This is a genomic window from Streptomyces fuscichromogenes (genome assembly GCF_014645815.1).
Classification (GTDB): Bacteria; Actinomycetota; Actinomycetes; order Streptomycetales; family Streptomycetaceae; genus Streptomyces; species Streptomyces fuscichromogenes.
This window is the reverse complement of sequence record NZ_BMML01000006.1, coordinates 1-23,066: the sequence shown is the minus strand read 5'-3', so window position 1 is coordinate 23,066 and position 23,066 is coordinate 1. Positions and strand designations below refer to the sequence as shown.

Sequence of the window (23,066 nt, the reverse complement as noted above, 5' to 3'; positions counted from 1 at the left end):
CGGTGGTCGGTGGGTCGGTGGGGGTGGGGCGGGGCGGTTACGGGGCGGGTCAGTTGGCGGTGGAGGGTTCCGGCGTCGCGTCGCCGCTGCCGGCCGCGTTGCCGTAGTCGGTGTGGTGGAAGTCCTCCTGGACGAAGTGTCCCGCGGACCAGCCGTAGGTGATCACGTTCTCGCCGGAGGGGCTCGACACCGGGTCGCCCCTCTCGTACACCTGCTTGGTCACGCTCAGGTCGCCCCGGTCTATCTCCGCGTAGACCGGGGACTCCTCGGCCTTGAAGACGTTCTTGTACGCGCCGCTCTCCCTGCGGTACACGTACGCCCCGACCCCGACCGCGTCCCCGCAGGTCAGGACGTTCACGACGATGTCCTCGACCGGGCCGCCGGTGAGGTCGCCGTAGGTCACGTCGACCGGGTACTCGTCGCCCGAGCAGGGCTTGAGGTCCCGCTTCACGGTGGCCGAGACCACCGGGTCGGCCTTCACCAGGGCGACCGCGTCGACCTTCTCGTACGTCTGGGACGGGTTGGGCGCGGGGGAGGGCGCGGCCACCGTGCCGTTCACCGAGTCGGCGTGCGCCGGGCCCTCGTCACGGGCTCCGGTGCCGCCGGTGCCGCAGGCAGCGGCGAAAAGGGCGAGGGCGGCGAGCACGGCCGTCGCCGTGATCACCGCCTGTGCGCTCGCCGGGCCCCTGCCGGGCCCCGTGTCGGTCAGGCCGCGCAACGCTCCCGCTCCTCACGCTCCAGCGCGCGTGCGTCGAGGTCGCGTGACTCCAGCTCCTCGCGGAGCCGGGCGAGCGCCCGGTGCAGCGTGCTCTTGACCGTTCCGGCCGACATGCCGAGGGCGGCGGCCGTCTCCTCCGTGGACATCTGCTCCCAGTGTCGCAGCACCACGACACTGCGCTGTTTCGGAGCCAGTACCTTCATGATGTCCATCAGGAGAGCGCGGTCCGCGTGCTGGTCGGTGGAGTCCTCGACGCAGGCGTCGGGCAGCTGCTCGGTCGGGACCTCCTCCAGCTTCCGGGCCCGCCACCACTCGGTCCGTGTGTTGATCATGACCCGGCGCAGGTAGGCGTCCGCGAGCTTCTTGTCGGCGATGCCGTCCCAGCGGCCGTACGTCCGCACCAGCGCGGTCTGGAGCAGGTCCTGGGCGTCCGTCGGGTCCGGGACCAGCCGGCGGGCACTGCGCAGCAGCGCGTCCTGCCGAGTGCGGACGTACTCCTCGAATTCGAGCACCTCGCCCTGCGCCATGATCAACCGCCTCCCGATCCCCGTTTTCCCCGGCCCTCGGCCCTGAGTTCCTGCCGTGCCCGCCCGGTCGTGGCGGGCACAGAAACGAAGCTACGGACCCGTTGTCACGGGGCTGTGCGGAGCAGCCTGCGGGGAGCAGTCGGCTGTCCGTCGGTTGTGTAACGGAAGTAGGTTCGGGGTAAGTGGGTACGGTTCTATGCCCGGTTGTGCGGTGATTCGCCGTGCGGACGGGGTCGTGACAGAGCCCCGTCCGCTGTGATGTGGCTGTACGTCAGCCCAGCGGAAGCCGGTACAGGCCGCCCGCGAGCGGCTCCACCAGTCCGTCGGAGACCAGCCCGTCCAGCGCGCGCGCCCGCTGCACCGGCTCGTGCCACACCCGGTCGAGCGCGGTCTGCGGCACGGGGGTGTGCGCCTCGCGCAGGACGGCGAGCAGCTTGCCGCGCACCTGCCGGTCGGTACCGGCGTACGTCTGCCCGCGCCGTGGCGGACCCTCGTGCGCCGGCTTGCCGGCCAGCCGCCAGGCGCACTCACCGGCGATCGGGCACCGCACGCACGTCTCGTTCTTCGCCGTGCACACCAGTGCGCCCAGCTCCATGGAGGCGGCGGCCCAGCGGGCGGCGGTCCGCTCGTCCTCGGGCAGCAGTTCGCGGGCGAGCCTGCGCTCGGCGGCGGTGGTGGCGTTCGGCGGGTACTGCACGCCGGTCACCGCGCGCGCGAACACCCGCCGCACATTGGTGTCGAGCACGGCGTGCCGCTGTCCGTAGGCGAAGGAGGCGACGGCCGCCGCGGTGTACTCGCCGATGCCCGGCAGCGCGAGCAGCTGCGCGTGGTCCGTCGGTACGTCACCGTCGTGGCGTTCCGTTATGGCGACGGCGGCGCCGTGCAGCCGCAGGGCGCGGCGCGGGTAGCCGAGCCGGCCCCAGGCGCGGACCGCCTCGCCGGGCGCCTCCGCGGCGAGGTCGGCGGGGCGCGGCCAGCGGGCCAGCCACTGCTCGTAGACGGGCTGCACCCGGCTCACCGGGGTCTGCTGGAGCATGAACTCGCTGACCATCACACCCCACGGGCCCGCCTCCGGGCGGCGCCAGGGGAGGTCACGGGCATGGGCGTCGAACCAGGCGATCACGGGGGTGTGGAGCTTCTCAGTCATGGCCCCTCCGATCCTGCCACGTCCGGCGGCGGCCGGGGTGGACGTGGCCCGCGGCCGGGTCGGGGCCGGTGCGGTGAAGAGGGGCCGTGCCGAGGGGAGTTGCCGAAATGATGATCCGGAAAAGTTGAGGTCCGGGCGGCGGGTGGGGCGAGGAAGTGCACGGATCTCTCGTACAGTTTGAGCCGTGGGATCTCTGCGCAATCCGGTCGGGCCGCTTCCCTCCTCCATCTACTGGCGACGGAGGGTCTTCATGCTGTCGGCGCTCGCCGTCCTGGCGCTGCTGATCGCGTGGATCATGACATCGAACGGCGGCGGCGGGAAGAAGAGCGCCGGCGGGCCGGACGGCAAGGACCCCGTGTCCACCATCACCCCGGGACCGTCCGGCAGCGGGCCGGCGATCAGCCAGGCGCCGGGCGGCCGGGACGGGTCGAGTTCCGGTTCCGACGGCGGCGGTTCGGGCGGGACGGGCGGCGACCCGTCGGCCGGTTCGAGCACCGCGTCGGGCTCCGCGGGTACGTCGGGTTCCTCGGGCTCCTCGGGTTCCGCCGGTTCCTCGGCCGGCTCGGGCGACGACGTCACCTCGGGTTCCGGCGGTACGGTCGCCTCGCTGCCGGGGTCCTCGGCACTTCCCAACTGCACCGCCGGGTCGGTGGCGTTGAGCTTGAAGAGCCTGCACAACTCCTACTCGCCGGAGCAGACGCCGACCTTCGAACTCACCGCGAAGAACACGTCGTCCAGCGACTGCAAGATCGACCTCGGCCCGAAGAACGCGGTGTTGACCATCACGCAGGCCAGCTCGGACGACAGCTACTGGTCGTCGGCGGACTGCCCCAAGCCGGCGGCGAGCCGGTGGTACCGGGTGCCGGCCGGGAGCAGCATCACGTACACCCTGAAGTGGGACCGGAAGCCGAGCGCCGCCCAGTGCGCGACCCCTCCGGCGGGGTCGGCCGGGACGGGCACGTACCTCCTGGAGGCGGCGACACCGGGGTACGCCAAGGCCCAGGCGTCCTTCGTGCTGGCGGCGGACTAGCGCGCGGCGGGCTGGGGCTGGGGGGCGGGACGCTTACCGGCGCCGGCAGGGTGCCGCTGCGCCCACCCGTGCCGCCCTGCGGCACGCCTGCCCGCAGCTATGCAGCGCCCCGTAAGGGGCGCGGGGAACTGCGCGAGCAACCCCCGCCGGGCCGCACACGCCACACGACGCAGCCTGCCGAGCTAATCGGCGAAATCAGACATACCGTTCAAGAATCGAAGACTCCGCCAGCCTCGACAGACCCTCCCGGACGCTGCGGGCGCGAGCCTCTCCCACCCCGTCCACGGTCTGCAGGTCGTCGACGCTCGCGGCGAGCAGCTTCTGCAGGCCCCCGAAGTGCTCCACCAGCCGGTCGATGATCGCCCCCGGCAGCCGTGGCACCTTCGCCAGCAGCCGGAACCCGCGCGGCGACACCGCCGAGTCCAGCGCCTCGGGCGAACCCGTGTACCCCAGCGCCCGCGCCACCGTCGGCAGCTCCAGCAGCTCCGCATGGCTCAGCGCGTCCAGCTCCGACAGCGCCTCGTCGACCGTACGGGACCGCTTCGCCGTCGGCTCCGGCACATAGTCCCGGACCACCAGCTCGCGCTCCGGCTCGACCCCGGCGATCAGCTCGTCCAGCTGGAGGGCGAGCAGCCGGCCGTCGGTGCCCAGCTCGACCACGTACTCGGCGATCTCCGTGGCGATCCGGCGGACCATCTCCAGGCGCTGGGCGACCGCCGACACGTCCCGGACCGTCACCAGGTCCTCGATCTCCAGCGCCGACAGCGTTCCCGCCACCTCGTCCAGGCGGAGCTTGTACCGCTCCAGGGTCGCCAGCGCCTGGTTCGCGCGGGAGAGGATCGCCGCCGAGTCCTCCAGGACCCGGCGCTGACCGCCGACGTACAGCGCGATCAGCCGCATCGACTGGGAGACCGAGACCACCGGGAAGCCGACCTGCTTGGAGACGCGGTCCGCCGTGCGGTGCCGGGTGCCCGTCTCCTCCGTGGGGATCGTCGCGTCGGGCACGAACTGCACGCCGGCCCGCAGGATCTTCGACAGGTCGGAGGAGATCACGATGCCGCCGTCGAGTTTGCACAGCTCCCGCAGCCGGGTCGCGGTGAACTCGACATCCAGCACGAAACCGCCCGTGCACATGGACTCCACGGTCCGGTCGAAGCCGAGGACGATGAGCCCGCCGGTGTTGCCGCGGAGGACGCGCTCCAGGCCGTCCCGCATGGACGTGCCCGGCGCCACGGCGCTCAGCGAGGCGCGCATCAGGCCATCGGAACCGGCACTCCCACCGGACTTTCCGGGAGCCGCTGCCCGGTCGTTGGCTGCCACTGCACTCCTCCGGTCGCAGGTTCTGAGGCGCTGCCGTCCCCGCACTCGGTTCGTACGGACGGGCGAGACCAGGGCAAAGTCTACCGGCGCTCTTCCGCCTCCCGTGGGGCCTCTCGACGACGGGACCGCGGCAGTACCCGTAGCGCGTCTCCCATGTCGGCGACTTCCAGGACCTTCATGCCCGGCGGGATCTTGCCGGGATCGCCCGGCACGAGCGCGTGCGTGAAGCCGAGCCGGTGTGCCTCCGCGAGCCTGCGCTGCACCCCGGTGACCCGTCTGACCTCGCCCGCGAGGCCGACCTCGCCGATCGCGACCAGGTTCTTCGGGAGCGGGGTGTCGCTGGCGGCGGAGGCCAGCGCGAGGGCGATGGCCAGGTCCGCGGCGGGCTCGGAGAGCTTCACGCCGCCGACGGTCGCGGAGTAGATGTCCCGTTTCCCCAGCGCGCTGATGCGCCCGCGCTGCTCCAGCACCGCCAGCATCATGGACACCCGGGAGGTCTCCAGGCCGGACGTGGTCCGGCGCGGGGAGGGGATCTGCGAGTCCACCGTCAGCGCCTGGACCTCGGCGACCAGCGGACGGCGGCCCTCCAGGGTGACCGTCAGGCAGGTGCCCGGGACCGGTTCGGCGCGGCGGGTCAGGAAGAGCCCGCTCGGGTCGGCGAGGCCCGTGATGCCCTCGTCGTGCAGCTCGAAACAGCCGACCTCGTCCGTGGTGCCGTAGCGGTTCTTGACGCCCCGGACCAGGCGCAGGCGCGCGTGCCGGTCGCCCTCGAAGTGCAGGACCACGTCCACGAGGTGTTCGAGGAGCCGCGGACCGGCGATCGCGCCGTCCTTGGTGACATGGCCCACCAGGAGCGTGGACATGCCCCGCTCCTTGGACGCGCGGATGAGCGCCCCGGCCACCTCGCGGACCTGGGCCATACCGCCCGGGGCACCGTCGATCTCGGGAGAGGCGACCGTCTGCACCGAGTCCAGGATCAGCAGCGACGGCTTCACCGCGTCCAAGTGGCCGAGGACGGCGGCCAGATCGGTCTCGGCGGCGAGATAGAGATGGTCGTCGATGGCGCCGATGCGGTCGGCGCGCAGCCGGACCTGGCTCGCCGACTCCTCACCGGTGACATAGAGCGTGCGGTGCTCGTCACTGGCCGACTTGGCCGCCACGTCGAGCAGGAGGGTGGACTTGCCGACGCCGGGCTCCCCGGCGAGCAGCACCACCGCGCCCGGCACCAGACCGCCGCCGAGGACCCGGTCCAGCTCCGGGACGCCGGAGGTGCGGGCGGTGGCCTGCCGGCCGTCGACCTGGCCGATGGGCACCGCGGAGGTGGTGACCCGGCCGGGCGCCGTCGTACGGACGGCGGGCGTGCCGTACTCCTCGACCGTCCCCCACGCCTGGCACTCGGCACACCGGCCGAGCCACTTGGCCGTCTGCCAGCCGCACTCGGTGCAGCGGTACGACGGACGGTCCTTCGAGGTCTTGGTACGGGCAGCCATGCGGAAACCGTAGCCCCCGCCACTGACAGCGGGGTCACGGTGGCCCATGTGACAGGCGTGGACGGACCGGTCCCGGCCACCCCGCGAGGGGGCCGGATCCGCCGAAGAACAGGTTCCTGTCCCCTTATGAGGGATCGTTTCACCCGTACGGATTAAATGTGCTCAAGCCGCAAGAAGGGGCCGTACAGCGCCGCCTACGGTCGCACGGGTGATGAGCAGCAGCCCGGAGACCTCGACCCGCACGACCGGCGCACACCGGGCGCACCGGGAGGCGCGTGCGGCGCGTGATCGCACGGCGGCGCGTGCGCTGGCGCAGCGACCGCCGGCGCGTTACGAGCCGTACCTGGACGGCCTGTTCACCTACTGCCTCTCGGTGCTGTGCGACCACGACGCGGCCACCGCCGCGCTCGGGGACGTCCTCGCCCTCGCCGAGCGGCGCGGCCAGCGCGTCCCGGAGGCCGCCGGGGACCGCAGGGCCTGGCTGTACGCGCTGGCCCGCTGGGCCTGTCTGCGCGGGCTCGCCCAGGCCAGGCAGAAACGTCAGGCCACCCACGCGGCGGGGCGCCACAGTGCCTCCGAACCGGCGGCACCCGCCGACACCCAGGACGAGCGGCGCCGCGAACTCGCCCTGCTCGCCTGGCCCGAGGCGGCCGGCACCACCCCCGAGCAGCGCGAGGCGCTCGAACTCGCGGTACGCCACCACCTTGCCGCCCAGGAGGTCGCCGCCGTCCTCGGCATGGACCTGGCCCGCACCCGGGAGCTGCTCGCCTCCGCCGCCTGCGAGGTCGAACGCACCCGCGCGGCCCTCGCCGTCGTCGAGACCGGCGGCTGCCCGAGCGTGTCCCACCTCACCGGCGACAGCCAGCTGGTGCTCAGCAGTGCCCTGCGCCGGGAGCTGGTCCGGCACGTCGACGACTGCCCGCGCTGCCGCCGTACCGCCGAGCGCGCGGCCCCCGGCCGGTGGCCCGGCGCGATGACCACGCCCGCCGAGCTGCCCGTCCTGGAGGCGCCCCGCGCGGCCCTGCACATGGCCATGGCGCACCAGCCACGCGCGCGTGGCGCCGCCGTCCCGCGCTTCGACCGGCGCGGCTTCCCGATGGACCCCAAGGACCGCGCGGCCCGCCGCGACCGGCTTCGCGCGCGTGCCGTCACGACGACCGTGGTGGCCACGGTGGTGGCCGCGCCGGTGCTGGCCCTGTGGGCCGCGTACCGGGGCGCGCCGGCGGGGGAGGCGCACGACGGGCCGTCCGCGACCGCGCGGGAGGCCGCGGGCCCCGACGCGGTCGACGGCGACACCGGCGGGGGCTACGAGAACGCCGGCAACGCGGGTGACGCCGGCGCCCGACCCGGGCCGCGGGTCGGCAGGGACGGCAAGGCCGACGTGTCGGTGGAGGTGATCAGCGTCGCGGGGGCCGGCCGGAAGCGGGCCGGCGCCGGGCACCTCGCGGTGACGGCCGTGAACGACGGCGACACGACGCTGATCACCCTCGCGGCGTCCGGGGACGCGCCGGTGCGGTGGTCGCTGTCGACCCCGGCGGGCTGGCTGTACTTCGCCCGGTCGTCGGGAACGCTGCGGCCGGGCGAGTCGTTCACGATCAAGGTGTACGTCGATCAGCTGCGGGAGCCGGCCGGCCGCTGGAGCGCGCGGGTCGCGGTGGCGCCGACGGGGGCGGTCGTGTCGATCGCCGGGTACGGGACGGCTCCGCCGACGCGCCGGGGCCCGAAACCGCCCCCTGCGGGGAGCCCGGCGCCGACCGACTCGACCTCGACCCAGCCGACAGCGCCGGCCGGCGGGCCGCCGACATCGAGCGACCCGACCCCGAGCCCCACCGACTCACCCACCACGGGTCCGACGGGGTCCCCCTCCCCGACACCCCCCGACAGCGACAGCCCACCACCGACTCCGTGAGCCCCGTGACCGGTCGGCGTTGCTCCGCCGGCCTTCTTCCGCCGGTCTTCTCTTCCCGCCGCGACGTTGCTCGGTCACGACGGCGGGGTTCGGCGGTGTCGGGCCGGGCGGTGCGCGCCGTTGCGGGTGCGGCGCCGTCGTGGCTGAGCGCGCAGTTCCCCGCGCCCCTGACGGGGCGCCGTCGTGGCTGAGCGCGCAGTTCCCCGCGCCCCTGACGGGGCGCTGTCGCGGGTGTCAGGCGGGCGGGTCCGCCGGGTGGGGGGCCAGCAGCGGGAGCTGTGCGGCGAGGCGGGACTCGCAGAGTTCCACCAGGCGGTCGTAGCCGGCCTTGCCCATCAGTTCGGTCAGTTCCGCGCGGTAGGAGACGTACACCGGGTCGCCCGCGCCGTGGGCCGAGGTCGCCGAGGTGCACCACCAGTGCAGGTCATGGCCGCCCGGTCCCCAGCCCCTGCGGTCGTACTCGCCGATCGAGATCTGCAGGACGCGCGTGTCGTCGGGGCGGTCGATCCAGTCGTAGGTCCGGCGGATCGGGAGCTGCCAGCAGACGTCCGGCTTGGTCTCCAGCGGCTCACGGCCCTCCCGCAGCGCCAGGATGTGCAGCGAGCAGCCCGCGCCGCCCGCGAAGCCGGGCCGGTTCTGGAAGATGCACGAGCCCTCGAAGGGGCGGGTCTGGCGGGAGCCCTCGTCGTCCTCCGAGACCCAGCCGTGCTCGGTGCCCTCGGCGTGGTGCTGCCAGATGTCGGGCGTGAGCCGCGCCACATGTCCGGCGACCCGCTTCTCGTCGTCCTCGTCGGAGAAGTGCGCGCCCAGCGTGCAGCAGCCGTCGGCCGCACGGCCCGCCTGGATGCCCTGGCAGCCGCTGCCGAAGATGCAGTTCCAGCGCGAGGTCAGCCAGGTCAGGTCACAGCGGAACACCTGCTCCTCGTCGGCCGGATCAGGGAACTCCACCCATGCGCGCGCGAAGTCGAGGCCCTTCTCGTCCGCGGCCAGGGCCTTTTTCGACAGCGCCGACGTCTTCGCCGCCGCCGCTGGCTTCACCCGCGAAGAACCGTCGGCGGATTGGGCGCCCTTGTGGTCCTTCGTCTTTTTCGTCTTTGGCACCCGTCCAGGGTAAGTCGCCGAAGGCGGCTCCGGGGACCGCTCAGGGCCCGCGGTCAGCAGTGTTCCGTAGAGTTCGGTGCATGAGACTCGGTGTCCTCGACGTGGGATCTAACACGGTGCATCTGCTGGTGGTGGATGCGCACCCCGGCGCGCGTCCGCTGCCGGCGCATTCGCACAAGGCGGAGTTGCGCCTTGCCGAACTCCTCGACGGCAACGGGGCGATCGGCCCCGACGGTGTCGAGAAACTGGTCGCCGTCGTCAAGGACGCCCTGCAGGCCGCGGAGGACAAGGGCGTCGAGGACCTGCTGCCGTTCGCCACCTCCGCGGTGCGCGAGGCCAGCAACGCCGACGACGTCCTCGCGCGCGTGAAGGCCGAGACCGGTGTCGAGCTCCAGGTCCTCAGCGGCGCCGAGGAGGCCCGGCTGACCTTCCTCGCGGTCCGCCGCTGGTTCGGCTGGTCCGCCGGAAAGCTGCTGGTCCTGGACATCGGCGGCGGCTCCCTGGAGATCGCGTACGGCATCGACGAGCAGCCCGACGCGGCCGTCTCGCTGCCGCTCGGCGCCGGTCGGCTCACCGCCGGCTGGCTCCCCGGCGACCCGCCGTCCGCCGACGACATACGGGCGCTGCGCCGCCATGTGCGCGCCGAGATCGCCCGTACGGTCGGCGAGTTCAGCCGCTTCGGCGCCCCCGACCACGTGGTCGCCACCTCCAAGACCTTCAAGCAACTGGCCCGCATCGCCGGCGCGGCCCGCTCCGCCGACGGCCTCTACGTCCAGCGCGAACTCAAGCGGGGCTCCCTGGAGAGCTGGGTGCCGAGGCTGGGGGCCATGACCACGGCCCAGCGCTCCGCGCTCCCGGGAGTGTCGGAGGGACGGTCGGGCCAGCTGGTGGCGGGTGCCCTGGTGGCGGAGGCCGCGATGGACCTGTTCGGGGTGGAGAACCTGGAGGTGTGCCCGTGGGCCTTGAGGGAGGGCGTGATCCTGCGCCGCCTTGATCACATGGGTTCCGCGTAGCACCCCTTCAGGGGCGTGGGGAACCGCGCGATCAACCACGACGCGGCCGCACTCGCCGACGCACCGCAACCCGCAACGGCGAGCAGGCGCCCGGTTCCCCTCCCTGCCGCACCCGCCGACGCGACCCTGGTCACAACGGCCGGCAGGCGCCCCCTTCCCACTCACCCCCACCCCGTAACCTGTCCCTCGTGGCAAACCCAAGGGACGTCGTCCGCATCCCGGATGCGAAGGTCGCGCTCTCCACGGCCTCCGTGTACCCGGAGTCGACGGCGACGGCCTTCGAGATCGCCGCGCGCCTCGGTTACGACGGCGTCGAGGTCATGGTGTGGACCGACCCGGTCAGCCAGGACATCGACGCCCTGCGCCGGCTGAGCGACTACCACCGCATCCCGATCCTCGCCGTCCACGCGCCCTGTCTGCTGATCACCCAGCGGGTCTGGTCCACCGACCCCTGGGTGAAGCTCCAGAGGGCCCGTGCCGCCGCCGAGAAGCTGGGCGCCGGCACGGTCGTCGTACACCCCCCGTTCCGCTGGCAGCGCCAGTACGCCCGCGACTTCGTCGAGGGGATCTGGCGCATGGCGAACGAGACGGACGTGCGGTTCGCGGTGGAGAACATGTACCCCTGGCGGTACCGCGACCGCGAGATGCTGGCGTACGCCCCCGACTGGGACGTCACCAAGGACGACTACCGGCACTTCACGATCGACCTCAGCCATGCCGCGACCTCCCGCGTCGACGCGCTCGCCATGTTCGACCGGATGGGCGACCGGCTCGGCCATGTCCACCTCGCCGACGGCCGCGGCTCCGCCAAGGACGAGCACCTGGTGCCCGGCCGTGGCACCCAGCCCTGCGCCGAGCTGCTGGAGCGGCTCGCGGTCACCGGTTTCGACGGGCACGTCGTCATCGAGGTCAACACCCGGCGCGCGATGTCCGGCGCGGAGCGCGAGGCGGACCTCGCGGAGGCGCTGGCCTTCACCCGCCTGCACCTGGCCTCGGCGGTGCAGGTGCCCCGCCGGTGACCGGTACCGACAGCGGGGGGACCGGAGTCCGTCGCCGCGGCCGCCCGCCGCGTACCGAGTCGGCCGACACCCGGGACCGTATCCTCGCCACCGCCCGTGAGGAGTTCTCCGAACACGGGTACGAGAAGACGTCGGTGCGCGCCATCGCGAAGGCCGCCGGGGTCGACTCCGCCCTGGTCCACCACTACTTCGGCACCAAGGAACAGATCTTCGAGGCCGCCATCGCGGTCGCCTTCGCCCCCGCGCTCAACGCGCCCGTCGCCATCGCCGACGGCCCGCTGGACGGTGTCGGCGAGCGGCTGACCCGGTTCGTCTTCGGCGTCTGGGAGAACCCCACCACCCGTACGCCCCTGCTCGCGATCGTCCGCTCCGCCGTCAACAACGACACGGCCGCCGCCGTCTTCCGCCGCCTGGTCGTCGCCCAGCTGCTGCGCCGGATCGCGCAGCGGCTGGAGGTGCCCGACGCGGAACTGCGCGTCGAACTGGCGGCGGCACAGCTGGTGGGCTGCGCGATGCTGCGCTACGTGATCAAGGTGGAGCCGCTGGCGTCCGCGGACCTGGAGCACATCGTGGTCAGGATCGCCCCGGTGGTGCAGGGGCATCTGACCGGGCCGTGAGCCCTCGCCGGGCGAGGCGTCCGGCCGGGCCGCGAACCCCGGCCGTACGAGACGCGCGTCCCGCATTCCGGACACCTCGTCCCGAGGCCTGAACATCGGGCGTACGCTCAATAGCAGCCCTATCTGTCTGAAGGAGCGAGCGCGATGCCCGAGCTGAGGTCCCGCACAGTCACCCACGGCCGCAACATGGCGGGCGCCCGCGCCCTTATGCGCGCCTCCGGTGTACCCGGCGCGGACATCGGCCGTAAGCCGATCATCGCCGTCGCCAACTCGTTCACGGAGTTCGTGCCGGGCCACACCCACCTCCAGCCGGTCGGCCGGATCGTCTCCGAGGCGATCAAGGAGGCGGGCGGCATCCCGCGCGAGTTCAACACCATCGCGGTGGACGACGGCATCGCGATGGGCCACGGCGGCATGCTGTACTCCCTGCCCTCCCGCGACCTGATCGCGGACTCGGTCGAGTACATGGTCGAGGCGCACTGCGCCGACGCCCTGGTCTGCATCTCCAACTGCGACAAGATCACCCCGGGCATGCTCATGGCCGCCCTGCGCCTGAACATCCCGACGGTCTTCGTCTCCGGCGGCCCCATGGAGGCCGGCCGCGCGACCCTGGTGGACGGCACCGTCCGCACCCTCGACCTGATCGACGCGATGGTCGACGCGGCGAACGAGAACGTCTCCGACGAGGACGTCCTGCGGATCGAGGAGAACGCCTGTCCGACCTGCGGCTCCTGTTCCGGCATGTTCACCGCGAACTCGATGAACTGCCTGACGGAGGCGATCGGCCTCTCCCTCCCGGGCAACGGCTCGGTCCTCGCCACCCACACGGCCCGCAAGCAGCTCTACGTCGACGCGGCCCGCACGGTCATGGACCTCACCCGCCGCTACTACGAGCAGGACGACGAGACGGTCCTGCCGCTCAACATCGCGACCTTCGCCGCGTTCGAGAACGCGATGGCGCTGGACATCGCGATGGGCGGCTCCACCAACACGATCCTGCACCTGCTGGCCGCCGCCCAGGAGGCGGGCGTCCCCTTCGGCCTCCCGGAGATCGACGCGGTCTCCCGCCGGGTCCCCTGCCTGGCCAAGGTCGCCCCGAACGTCGCCAAGACCCGGACCTACTACATGGAGGACGTGCACCGCGCCGGCGGCATCCCCGCCCTCCTCGGCGAGCTGCACCGCGGCGGCCTCCTCAACGAGGACGTGCACTCCGTCCACAGCCCCTCCCTCGCCGACTGGCTGAAGACCTGGGACGTGCGCGCCGGCTCCCCGTCCCCCGAGGCGGTCGAACTCTGGCACGCGGCCCCCGGCTGCGTCCGCTCCGCCGAGGCCTTCTCCCAGTCCGAGCGCTGGGAGGCGCTGGACGAGGACGCGGCCGACGGCTGCATCCGCAGCGTCGAGCACGCCTACTCCAAGGACGGCGGCCTCGCGGTCCTCAAGGGCAACCTCGCCGTCGACGGCTGCGTGGTGAAGACGGCCGGCGTCGACGAGTCCATCTGGACCTTCGAGGGCCCCGCGGTGGTCTGCGAGTCCCAGGAGGAGGCCGTCGAGAAGATCCTCAACAAGCAGGTCACGGACGGTGACGTGGTCGTGATCCGCTACGAGGGTCCCAAGGGCGGCCCCGGCATGCAGGAGATGCTCTACCCGACGTCCTTCCTCAAGGGCCGCGGCCTGGGCAAGTCCTGCGCCCTGATCACCGACGGCCGCTTCTCCGGCGGCACGTCGGGCCTGTCCATCGGCCACGCCTCCCCCGAGGCGGCCTCCGGCGGCACCATCGCCCTCGTCCAGGACGGCGACCGCATCCGCATCGACATCCCGGGCCGTACGATCGAGCTCCTCGTCGACGAGGCCGAGCTGTCCCGCCGCGAGCAGGCCCTGAACGGCGTGTACGCCCCGAAGAACCGCGAGCGCAAGGTCTCCGCGGCCCTGCGCGCCTACGCCGCGATGGCCACCAGCGCCGACAGGGGCGCGGTCCGCGACGTGACGAAGCTGGGCTGAGCACCCACCGCCCGTCGAAGGGGCCGCCTCCCACCGGGGAGCCGGCCCCTTCACGCCGCCGTCACCAGCCGGCGGGATCCTGCGCGTCCACGGCGAAGACGGTGCCGTCGGGGGCGGTGGCGTAGATGTGGGTGCCGGCGATCAGGGGGGCGGGCACCGAGGTGGCGACTCCACCTGTGCCCGATCCGAACCGGGACGAGGTCTGTCCCGCGGCCTTTCCACTGGCCGCGTCAACGGCCATGAGCCGTCCGTCGGCCGCCGAGAAGTACACGTGCCGGTTGTCGGCGACGGGTGCCGAGCCTCGGCTCACCGAAGTCTCCAGATGCCAGACGCGCTTGCCCGCATCCATGTCGACGGCATCCAGCGACCCGGTGGCGGACAGTACATAGACCACCCCGCCGCGTACGCCGGCCTGCGCGTCCGCACGCGGTACGGGGAGCTTGGCCCGGCGGATCGCCCCGGACCCCGGCGTGTAGCGGACCACGGCAGTCGTGTCGCCGTACTCGGGATCCGCGACCAGCAGGAAGACCGCCCCGTCCCGCCCGCCGACCGGTGTCAGCAGACCCTGCAGCCGTGTTTCCCACCGAACGTCTCCGGTGGCCGGATCCACGGCGGTGACCCGAGTGCTGGCGCCGTCGTCGGACGTACTGGTCACATATGCCGACGACGGGTCCGAGGGGAAGAGGCTGATCCGGGGCGTGCTGTGGCCCTCTGTCGGCCGACTCCACTCGGTCCTGCCGGTCGCACTGTCCACTCCGGTCACCGTGCCGCCCGCCTGCGCGAGCAGGAGCATGTCGCCGGCGTACTTCATCCCCACGTTCGCGGGCAGGTCCCGTTGCCATCGGCTCCTGCCCGAGTCCGGATCGAGCGCTGACACATGTCCCTCGTCCGTGATGAGCTGGACGAGGCGGCCGGAGTAGGCCGGGGGTCTGTTCCAGTGGGCGTTCGCGACGGAGTGCCGCCAGAGCACGGCACCCGTCACCGGGTTCAGGGCGAAGGCCACGGATGCCTCGGTGCAGAACAACTTCCCGTCGCCGTCCGCGCACTGGGGAGTGGTCACGTCCTTGGTGATCGGGTTCGCCTGCCAGGCGGCGAAGGCAGCGGCCGTTGTCCTCGGGCTGCTCTCCTGCGGCCGTGGGCCGTTCCCCGCGGCCCACAGGGCCAGAGCCGCGACCGTGCCCAACGCGAGCACGACGGCGCCCGTGGCCAGGACGACCCGCCGACTGAGGCGTGGCCCGCGCGGATGCCCCGGCTCCTGCTCCTTCGCCTTTGCCTTCACGTTCGTCGGATCCGGATCCGACGTTCCGCGGGCGCCACCGGTTTCGCCGGTGACCGTGGTCCGCTGCGCCGGTATGAACGCCTGCGTGTCGTACGACGCCGACAACGACCGCAGCTCCCGCATCAGTTCGTCGGGCGTCGGCCGGTCCTCCGGCTCCTTGGCGAGGCACCGCAGCACCAGCGGAGCGATCTCCTCCGGTACCTCCGTGATGTCGGGCTCGTCATGGACGACCTGGTACGCGACGACGTAGGGGCTGTCGGAGTCGAACGGCCCCCGCCCGGTCGCCGCGTGCACCAGCACCGACCCGAGCGCGAAGATGTCCGCGGCGGGCCCCACTTCACGCGGCCGCCGGAACTGCTCCGGCGCCATGAACGGCGGCGTACCGATCAACTTCCCGGTCTCGGTCCGCAGTTCGCTGTCTTTCGGCCGGGAGATCCCGAAGTCGATGACCTTGGGACCGTCCTCGGCGAGCAGCACGTTGCTCGGCTTCAGATCCCGGTGGACCACGCCGACCCGGTGGATGTCGCCCAGCGCCTCCGCCAGTCCGGCCATCAGCCGGCGCAACTGGGCAGGAGGCATCGGCCCGTTCCGCTTCACATGCTCGGAGAGGGTCGGGCCGGGGATGAAGAGAGTGGCCATCCAGGGCCGCGCGGCCTCGGGATCGGCGTCCACCACGGGTGCGGTGAAGGCGCCGCTGACCTTGCGCGCGGCGGCCACCTCCTGCCGGAAACGGCCCCTGAACTCACGGTCCTTGGCGTACTCCGCGTGCACGACCTTCACCGCGAGCTTCAGCCCCGAGGTGCTGCGGGCCAGATGCACCACGCCCATGCCACCGGACCCGAGGCATGACTCCAGGCGGTAGTGCCCGGCGTACTCGGGAAGTTCCGCTTCCGCGCCCGCTCCGGTGTTGCGCTGTGGCGTCAAGGGACCACCCCCGTGCTTGTTCCGCGGAGCGCGACGCACGGAGCCTAGTCGATGACTCGTGCGATACAGAGGCGACTTGCTAGCGTCCACGTGCGAGTTACGCATATGTGTTTCGTGGCTCGATCGCGGGGAATCAACGGGACTCCATGGCACTCATGGGTCCAGTGGGGGAGCACTACATGTCTGTCGAAAACACGCAGAAGGCCGAGAGCAGCGGCGAGGACGAGGCCGTCACGACGCTGGCGGCATCCGTGCGCTACTACTCGGTCGCCCCGGGCGTCCGCCTGAACGTCCGCAGCGGCCCCGGCACCGGTTACGACATCACCCGCGTCCTCCCCGAGGGCGCCAAGGTCCCGATCTACTGCCAGACGCCGGGTACGACGGTGTCCGGGTACTACGGCACGTCGAACATCTGGGACAACATCAGCAACGGCGAGTTCGTCTCCGACGCCTACGTCAGCACGGGCAGCGACGGCTACGTGGCCGACCGCTGCTCCTGATCCGGTCCAGGGGGGACTGAGATGACACCCGTAAGACGCGCTTCCGTTCTTCTCGCCGGCTCCGCAGCGGCTTTCCTCATGATCTTGGGGTCGGCCTCGGTCGCCTCCGCCGTATCGCTGTACTCGACGGCCCCGGGCGTCCGCCTGAACGTCCGCAGCGGCCCCGGCACCACCTACGGCATCACCCGTACCCTCCCCGAGGGCACCAAGGTCCCGATCTTCTGCCAGACGCCCGGCTCGACGGTGTCCGGGTACTACGGCACGTCGAACATCTGGGACAACATCGACAACGGCGAGTTCGTCTCCGACACCTACGTCCACACCGGCAGCGACGGCTACATAGCCGACCGCTGCGCCTGACCGCACTCCTGAAAGGACGGCCACGACCATGACCTCGCCGAGGCGCCGGGCACTGATGCTCGCCGGCACAGCCGCCACGTCCGCCATGATGGTGCTGGGCTGGGCCGCGACGGCAACGGCCGCGAGCTCCTACACCACCGCTCCGGTCGAGCTGAACGTCCGGAGCGGGCCGGGCACCTCCTACAGCGTCGTCCGCGTCCTGCCCGCGAGCTCCGTGGTGGAGCTCTTCTGCCAGAAGCCGGGTACGACGGTGTCCGGTTACTACGGCACCTCGAACATCTGGGACAACATCGGCGGCAGCGCGTACGTCTCGGACACCTACGTGCACACCGGCAGCGACGGCTACGTCACCGCCCACTGCTCCTGACCGGTCACACCGGCCCCGCCCCGGAGCCCGCGGCCCCCGGCGCCATAATCGTCCCGTGAGCGACGAACCAGGCACCCCGGACACCCCCGCGGGCTCCACCGGCGGACCCCGCCCCGAGCCCCTCCGCTTCTTCGGCACGTCCTGGGTGAACCACGACGACGGCTACACCGCCCGCCGGATCGGCGTGGCCGCGGGCTCGCTCGCCGCGGCCGCCGCCTCCTGCCTGGTGCTGCGCCTCGCCTACGAGGGTGTCCAGCTCGCCGACACCGGCTCCTTCGTGACCGTCCTCGTCGTCGCGATGTTCGCCATCTGCAGCGCCCTGGCCTTCCGCAACACCTGGGAGTCCTTCGGCAGGCGCCCCGACCCCGAACGCCAGGCCTCCCTGCGCGGCCTCCTCGCCATCGGCTTCGTCGGCTCGCTCCTCGCCTACTTCTTCCGCTCCCTCACCGAGGCCCCCGGCGAGAGACTCCACCGCGCCGAGTACGACACCGCGGTCCGGGAACACGAACAACGCACCACCCGCCGCTCAGGCAATCCGTCGAAGAAGAAGCGCAAGCGCTGAGCGGAACCACACCGGGGGAGGGGCCCGGTCGGCAGGCGTATTCGGCCGGGCCCTCGGAAATCCCTGTCGCCCCGGACCCGCCCCCCGGGACCATGGCCGCATGACCACAGGCCAGTCGCAGTCGCATCCCCGGAACCCGACCCCTTCCCACGCCGCACGTGCCCGCTCCTTCGACGACGCCGCCGCCCAGTACGCCGCGAACCGCCCCTCCTACCCGCCCGCCCTCCTCGACGCCGTCGAGGAAGAGGCCGGCCGCTCCCTCACCGGCGCCCGGGTGGTCGACGTCGGCGCGGGCACCGGCATCGCGACCGCCCTCCTGCACGCGCGTGGCGCCGACGTCGTCGCGGTGGAGCCGGGGGAAGGCATGGCCGCGCAGTTCCACGCCACCCTCCCCGACGTCCCGATCGTCCGCGGCGACGGCAACGCCCTCCCGCTCGCCGCCGCCACCGCCGACGTCATCACCTGCGCCCAGGCCTGGCACTGGACCGACCCGGCCCGCTCGGTGCCGGAGGCGCTCCGCGTGCTGCGCCCCGGCGGGGCGCTGGCGCTGTGGTGGAACACCGACGCGCTCGACGTCGACTGGATCGCCGACTCCGCCGACCGCATGGGCCGCTTCTTCGGCATCGACGTCCGAGCGGAGCGGAGCAGGTCCACCGACCGCACCGACCTCGCCGACCCCAGCGGCCGGCTCCGCTTCGCCCGCCGCATGGTCCGCTGGAGCCGACGTGTCCCGGTCGACACCCACCTCGCCAACATCGGCAGCCACTCGGCGTTCCTCGTCACCCCCGAGACCCGCCGCACCGCCTTCCTCGCCGAGGAACGCGCCCACCTCCTGAAGACCTTCCCCGACGGCATCGTCGAGGAGACGTACGACGTCCTCCTGCTCGTCGCCCTGAACACCTGAGCGCCACCACCTCCCGGCAAGCCCTCCCGCGAGCCCCCCCCCGCGAGCAACTCCCGCCCGGCAAGCACCGGCCCGCGGCCGCGACTTGGGCGCGGGCCGGTGGGGGCTGGTCGCGCAGTTCCCCGCGCCCCCTTCGGGGCGCCTCGCCCGCCGCTACTGCCCAGCCGCGGGCAGCGCCGGTGAGCGTTCCTCCGGCCCGCACGCCCCGTGCCCCTCCCCTTGACGCCCCACCCCCTCCCCAGCATTATTCATCACATGATGAATTACTCGCCGGAGCCGCCCCAGGCCCCCGGCAACTCAGCCCTGCCCCCCGCCATCCAGGCCACCGGACTCACCGCGGTCCGCGGCCCCCGCACCGTGCTCCGCGGCCTCGACTTCACCGTCCCGCGGGGGCAGATCACCGGCCTCCTCGGCCCCTCCGGATGCGGCAAGTCCACCCTGATGCGCTCCGTCGTCGGCACCCAGGCCAAGGTCACCGGCACCCTGGACGTCCTCGGCCGCCCCGCCGGCCACCCCTCCCTCCGCACCCGCATCGGCTACGTCACCCAAGCCGCCTCCGTCTACGACGACCTGACCATCCGCCAGAACCTCGACTACTTCAGCCAGATCCTCGACCCCACCCGCCCCACCCCCGACCGCCGCGCCGACATCGACCGGGTCCTCGGCGAAGTCGACCTCACCAGCCACGCCGACGCCCTCGCCGGCAACCTCTCCGGCGGCCAGCGCAACCGCGTCTCCCTCGCCGTCGCCCTGCTCGGCAGCCCCGAAGTCCTCGTCCTCGACGAACCCACCGTCGGCCTCGACCCCGTCCTGCGCCGCGACCTCTGGAACCTCTTCCACTCCATCGCCGCCACCCGCGGCGCCACCCTCCTCATCTCCTCCCACGTCATGGACGAGGCCGAACGCTGCCACCGCCTCCTCCTCATGCGCGAGGGCGAGATCCTCGCCGACGACACCCCCGAGGCCCTGCGTACCCGCACCGGCTCCGACACCGTCGAGGCCGCCTTCCTCCACCTGGTCGACGAAGCCGCCGCCCACTCCCGCACGAAGGAAACCTCACGATGACCACCCGGACCGCGACCGCGACCGCCGCCGCCACCACCGCCGCCGACACCGTCCCCGTCGGCGCCCTCAACCTCTCCCGCACCACCGCGACCGCCGCCCGCGTCCTGCGCCAGCTCCGTCACGATCCCCGCACCATCGCCCTGCTGATCCTCATCCCCTGCCTGATGCTGGTCCTGCTCCGCTACGTCTTCGACGGCAGCCCGCACACCTTCGACAACATCGGCGCCTCACTCCTCGGTATCTTCCCGCTCATCACGATGTTCCTGGTGACCTCCATCGCCACCCTCCGCGAACGCACCTCCGGCACCCTCGAACGCCTCCTCGCCATGCCCCTCGGCAAAGCCGACCTCATCGCCGGCTACGCGCTCGCCTTCGGCATCCTCGCGATCATCCAGTCGGCCCTCGCCACCGGCCTGGCCGTATGGCTCCTGGGCCTCGACGTCACCGGCTCACCCTGGCTCCTGCTCCTGGTGGCCCTGCTCGACGCCCTGCTCGGCACGGCCCTCGGCCTCTTCGTCTCGGCCTTCGCGGCCTCGGAGTTCCAGGCGGTCCAGTTCATGCCCGCGGTGATCTTTCCCCAGCTCCTCCTCTGCGGCCTCTTCACCCCGCGCTCCGACATGCACCCCGCCCTCGAAGCCGTCTCCGACGTCCTCCCCATGTCCTACGCCGTCGACGCCATGAACGAGGTCCTCCACCACACCGACATGACCTCCACCTTCGTCAGGGACGTCCTGATCGTCGCCGGCTGTGCCCTGCTGGTCCTGGTCCTCGGAGCCGCCACCCTGAGGCGACGGACGGCCTAGCCGACAGCCACGACGCCCAGCGGCGCAGTCCGGCCGGCGGACAGACAACCTCCGCCCCGGCCCCCGGTGCCAGACTGACCGCATGAGCCAGAAAGTCGCAGTCCTCGGCACCGGCAAGATCGGCGAAGCCCTGCTCAGCGGAATGATCCGCGCCGGCTGGGCCCCCGCCGACCTCCTGGTCACCGCCCGCCGCCCCGAACGGGCCGAAGAACTCCGCGCCCGCCACGGAGTCACCGCGGTCACCAACCCCGAGGCCGCGAAGACCGCCGACACCCTGATCCTCACGGTCAAGCCCCAGGACATGGGCACCCTCCTCGACGAACTCGCCCCGCACCTCCCCGCCGACCGCCTCGTCATCAGCGGCGCCGCGGGAATCCCCACCTCCTTCTTCGAGGAGCGCCTCGCCCCGGGCACCCCGGTCGTCCGTGTCATGACGAACACCCCCGCCCTCGTCGACGAGGCGATGTCCGTCATCTCCGCCGGCAGCCACGCCACCGCCGACCACCTCGCCCACACCGAGGAGATCTTCGGCGCCGTCGGCAAGACCCTCCGGGTCCCCGAGTCCCAGCAGGACGCCTGCACCGCCCTCTCCGGCTCCGGCCCCGCCTACTTCTTCTACCTGGTCGAGGCCATGACCGACGCCGGCATCCTGCTCGGTCTGCCCCGCGACAAGGCCCACGACCTGATCGTCCAGTCCGCGATCGGCGCCGCCGTGATGCTCCGCGACAGCGGCGAACACCCCGTCAAGCTCCGCGAGAACGTCACCTCGCCGGCCGGCACCACGATCAACGCCATCCGCGAACTGGAGAACCACGGCGTCCGCGCCGCCCTCATCGCCGCCCTGGAAGCAGCGCGCGACCGCAGCCGCGAACTCGCCTCAGGCAAGAAGGACTGAAGCTAACGCGCCGCGTTCAACGAGGGCTCGGCCGTCACCGAGCCCGGCCTCGACCCCGAACTCGACCCCGACCCCGAGAAGGCGCCGGGCGGCAGCAGACCCACCGCCCGGTAAGCCGTATCGACGATCGGCCGGGCGATCGCCCGAGCCTTCTCCGCCCCATGCCGCAGCACCTCCTCCACATATCCCGGATCGGCACACAACTCCCTGTGCCTGGCCTGCACGGGCCTGAGCGTCTCCAGCACCGCCTCCGCGGTGGCCTGCTTCAGAGCGCCGTACGAATCATGAACGCTCGCCAGTGACTCAGGGTTCCCGCCCGTGCACGCAGCGAGAATCTCCAGCAGATTCGCGACGCCGGGCCGCTCCTCCCGGTCGTACACGACCTCCCGCCCGCTGTCGGTCACGGCCCGCATGACCTTCTTCCGGATCACGTCCGGCTCGTCGAGCAGATAGACGATCCCGGGTCCGGAGTCGTCGCTCTTCCCCATCTTCGACCCCGGATCCTGAAGATTCATCACCCGCGCCGCCACCGCCGGGACGGTCGCCTTCGGCACCACGAACGTGTGCCCGTACCGCTGGTTGAACCGCACTGCCAGGTCCCGGGTCAGCTCCACGTGCTGCGACTGGTCGTCCCCGACCGGCACCTCGTCCGCCCCGTACGCCAGGATGTCCGCCGCCATCAGCGCCGGGTACGTCAGCAGCGACAGCCGCACACCCCGCCCCCGCGCCCCCTCACCGGCGACCTTCTCCTTGTACTGGATCATCCGCCGCATCTCGCCATCGGTCGCCACGCACTCCATGACGTACGACAGCCGGGTGTGCTCGTCGACATGGCTCTGCACGAACACGGTGCACAGCTCCGGATCCAGCCCGGCCGCCAGCAGCAGCGTCGCCGCCTGCCGGGTCAGCCGGCGCAGCCGGGCCGGGTCGTGGTCCACGGTCATCCCGTGCAGATCGACGACGCAGAACACGGCGTCGGCCCGGTGCTGGTCCACGGCGGCCCACTGCCGCATCGCTCCCAGGTAGTTCCCCAGTGTCAGGTGCCCGGTCGGCTTGATCCCGCTGAAGACCCGTGTCATTCCCTCTCCACCTCCTGGTCGAGGCCGCCGTCCCCGGCGCCCGACCCCCTGAGGTTCTGGAGGGGGATACGCGAACGGCCGCCGAAGCGGCGGCCGTTGAATGCGTACGTGAGCGCGGCCGCCGTCAGGCGGGCCACCACTGCTGGGTACACGTACGCGTAGTCATGCGGCCCAGCCTACGCTCCCGAGGTGCCGTCCCGCCGCGAGTTGACACGCCCCAACCGGATACGTAGTGTTCTCCGAGTTGTCCGACGTGAGCGCCGACCCCGGTCGGTCCCCGGACAGCCATTCCGCAAGTACCAGCCAGCAATCGGCGACATGTCGTCGGATGCTTCGGTGTGCGTATTTACGTAATGAGGAATCCACGTTCGAAAGGACGCGGCCCCCGATTAGCTCGGAGGCCGGGAATCCGCTAAAGTCTCACTCGTCGGAACGGCCC

At 72.1% G+C, this 23,066-nt stretch carries 23 protein-coding genes; 14 read left to right on the top strand and 9 right to left on the bottom strand.

Translation table 11 applies throughout. The annotated features are described in order from the left end of the window. Window positions 1-49: 49 nt before the first annotated feature. From IEZ11_RS14385 to IEZ11_RS14375, 3 genes are all read right to left on the bottom strand, one after another. Window positions 50-718, bottom strand: a complete 669-nt coding sequence (locus IEZ11_RS14385; protein WP_189263123.1) for a hypothetical protein — start codon at window positions 716-718, stop codon at window positions 50-52. Then, entirely contained in the window at window positions 706-1,245 is a 540-nt protein-coding gene (locus IEZ11_RS14380) for a SigE family RNA polymerase sigma factor (protein WP_189263122.1), read from the bottom strand. Before IEZ11_RS14380 ends, IEZ11_RS14385 begins: the two co-directional genes overlap by 13 nt. Window positions 1,246-1,516: 271 nt before the next feature. Further along, on the bottom strand, window positions 1,517-2,392 hold the full coding sequence (locus IEZ11_RS14375; protein WP_189263121.1) for an HhH-GPD family protein: 876 nt from the start codon (window positions 2,390-2,392) through the stop codon (window positions 1,517-1,519). Between the two features lie 184 nt (window positions 2,393-2,576). On the opposite strand from IEZ11_RS14375, the gene IEZ11_RS14370 reads away from it, so the two are divergent. After that, entirely contained in the window at window positions 2,577-3,422 is an 846-nt protein-coding gene (locus tag IEZ11_RS14370) for a hypothetical protein (protein WP_189263120.1), read from the top strand. Window positions 3,423-3,617: 195 nt separating this feature from the next. On the opposite strand, the gene disA is transcribed toward IEZ11_RS14370, so the two are convergent. Both disA and radA read right to left on the bottom strand, forming a co-directional pair. Next, on the bottom strand, window positions 3,618-4,742 hold the full coding sequence (disA, locus tag IEZ11_RS14365) for a DNA integrity scanning diadenylate cyclase DisA (RefSeq protein ID WP_189263119.1): 1,125 nt from the start codon (window positions 4,740-4,742) through the stop codon (window positions 3,618-3,620). An 80-nt stretch (window positions 4,743-4,822) separates the two neighbouring features. Beyond that, window positions 4,823-6,232, bottom strand: coding sequence for a DNA repair protein RadA (radA, locus tag IEZ11_RS14360; protein WP_189263118.1), 1,410 nt, complete (start codon window positions 6,230-6,232; stop codon window positions 4,823-4,825). A gap of 208 nt (window positions 6,233-6,440) precedes the next feature. Between radA and IEZ11_RS14355 the strand changes: the two genes are divergently transcribed. Beyond that, window positions 6,441-8,141, top strand: coding sequence for a hypothetical protein (locus IEZ11_RS14355; protein WP_189263117.1), 1,701 nt, complete (start codon window positions 6,441-6,443; stop codon window positions 8,139-8,141). A gap of 234 nt (window positions 8,142-8,375) precedes the next feature. On the opposite strand, the gene IEZ11_RS14350 is transcribed toward IEZ11_RS14355, so the two are convergent. Continuing rightward, a complete protein-coding gene (locus tag IEZ11_RS14350; protein WP_373294917.1) occupies window positions 8,376-9,179 on the bottom strand; it encodes a DUF3109 family protein in 804 nt (267 codons plus the stop codon). Window positions 9,180-9,322: 143 nt separating this feature from the next. Between IEZ11_RS14350 and IEZ11_RS14345 the strand changes: the two genes are divergently transcribed. The 4 genes from IEZ11_RS14345 to ilvD all read left to right on the top strand — a co-directional run bounded on the left by IEZ11_RS14345 (window position 9,323) and on the right by ilvD (window position 13,889). Continuing rightward, window positions 9,323-10,255 carry a Ppx/GppA family phosphatase gene (locus IEZ11_RS14345; protein WP_189263115.1) on the top strand — a complete coding sequence of 311 codons (933 nt, stop codon included), beginning with the start codon at window positions 9,323-9,325 and terminating at the stop codon, window positions 10,253-10,255. Between the two features lie 188 nt (window positions 10,256-10,443). Then, on the top strand, window positions 10,444-11,274 hold the full coding sequence (locus IEZ11_RS14340; RefSeq protein ID WP_189263114.1) for a sugar phosphate isomerase/epimerase family protein: 831 nt from the start codon (window positions 10,444-10,446) through the stop codon (window positions 11,272-11,274). Further along, window positions 11,271-11,891: a TetR/AcrR family transcriptional regulator gene (locus IEZ11_RS14335; RefSeq protein WP_189263113.1), complete on the top strand. Its 621-nt coding sequence runs from the start codon at window positions 11,271-11,273 to the stop codon at window positions 11,889-11,891. The genes IEZ11_RS14340 and IEZ11_RS14335 overlap by 4 nt, the downstream gene beginning before the upstream one ends. A 144-nt stretch (window positions 11,892-12,035) precedes the next feature. Further along, on the top strand, window positions 12,036-13,889 hold the full coding sequence (gene ilvD / locus IEZ11_RS14330; RefSeq protein WP_189263112.1) for a dihydroxy-acid dehydratase: 1,854 nt from the start codon (window positions 12,036-12,038) through the stop codon (window positions 13,887-13,889). A 61-nt stretch (window positions 13,890-13,950) separates the two neighbouring features. Here the strand turns inward: ilvD and IEZ11_RS14325 are convergent, their stop codons facing one another. After that, window positions 13,951-16,092 (bottom strand): serine/threonine-protein kinase, encoded by a 2,142-nt coding sequence (locus IEZ11_RS14325; RefSeq protein ID WP_189263111.1) that lies wholly within the window; start codon window positions 16,090-16,092, stop codon window positions 13,951-13,953. A 179-nt stretch (window positions 16,093-16,271) separates the two neighbouring features. On the opposite strand from IEZ11_RS14325, the gene IEZ11_RS14320 reads away from it, so the two are divergent. The 8 genes from IEZ11_RS14320 (at window position 16,272) to proC (ending at window position 21,548) form a co-directional block, all read left to right on the top strand. Next, complete coding sequence (locus tag IEZ11_RS14320; RefSeq protein WP_189263110.1) at window positions 16,272-16,592, top strand: SH3 domain-containing protein; 321 nt, start codon at window positions 16,272-16,274, stop codon at window positions 16,590-16,592. 78 nt (window positions 16,593-16,670) lie between these two features. Next, window positions 16,671-16,952: an SH3 domain-containing protein gene (locus IEZ11_RS14315; RefSeq protein WP_229713014.1), complete on the top strand. Its 282-nt coding sequence runs from the start codon at window positions 16,671-16,673 to the stop codon at window positions 16,950-16,952. A gap of 28 nt (window positions 16,953-16,980) precedes the next feature. Then, entirely contained in the window at window positions 16,981-17,319 is a 339-nt protein-coding gene (locus IEZ11_RS14310; RefSeq protein ID WP_229713013.1) for an SH3 domain-containing protein, read from the top strand. Between the two features lie 55 nt (window positions 17,320-17,374). Next, window positions 17,375-17,881 (top strand): EamA/RhaT family transporter, encoded by a 507-nt coding sequence (locus tag IEZ11_RS14305; RefSeq protein ID WP_189263108.1) that lies wholly within the window; start codon window positions 17,375-17,377, stop codon window positions 17,879-17,881. A gap of 100 nt (window positions 17,882-17,981) precedes the next feature. Then, entirely contained in the window at window positions 17,982-18,785 is an 804-nt protein-coding gene (locus IEZ11_RS14300; RefSeq protein WP_189263107.1) for a class I SAM-dependent methyltransferase, read from the top strand. Window positions 18,786-19,040: 255 nt separating this feature from the next. Then, the gene (locus tag IEZ11_RS14295) at window positions 19,041-19,850 is read left to right on the top strand and encodes an ABC transporter ATP-binding protein (protein ID WP_189263106.1); all 810 of its coding nucleotides are present in this window, start codon (window positions 19,041-19,043) and stop codon (window positions 19,848-19,850) included. Next, entirely contained in the window at window positions 19,847-20,653 is an 807-nt protein-coding gene (locus IEZ11_RS14290) for an ABC transporter permease (protein WP_189263105.1), read from the top strand. The genes IEZ11_RS14295 and IEZ11_RS14290 overlap by 4 nt, the downstream gene beginning before the upstream one ends. 82 nt (window positions 20,654-20,735) lie before the next feature. Beyond that, on the top strand, window positions 20,736-21,548 hold the full coding sequence (gene proC / locus IEZ11_RS14285) for a pyrroline-5-carboxylate reductase (RefSeq protein WP_189263104.1): 813 nt from the start codon (window positions 20,736-20,738) through the stop codon (window positions 21,546-21,548). Between the two features lie 2 nt (window positions 21,549-21,550). On the opposite strand, the gene trpS is transcribed toward proC, so the two are convergent. Both trpS and IEZ11_RS14275 read right to left on the bottom strand, forming a co-directional pair. Further along, complete coding sequence (gene trpS, locus IEZ11_RS14280; RefSeq protein ID WP_189263103.1) at window positions 21,551-22,627, bottom strand: tryptophan--tRNA ligase; 1,077 nt, start codon at window positions 22,625-22,627, stop codon at window positions 21,551-21,553. After that, the gene (locus tag IEZ11_RS14275; RefSeq protein WP_189263102.1) at window positions 22,624-22,764 is read right to left on the bottom strand and encodes a hypothetical protein; all 141 of its coding nucleotides are present in this window, start codon (window positions 22,762-22,764) and stop codon (window positions 22,624-22,626) included. The genes trpS and IEZ11_RS14275 overlap by 4 nt, the downstream gene beginning before the upstream one ends. Between the last annotated feature and the right edge of the window lie 302 nt (window positions 22,765-23,066).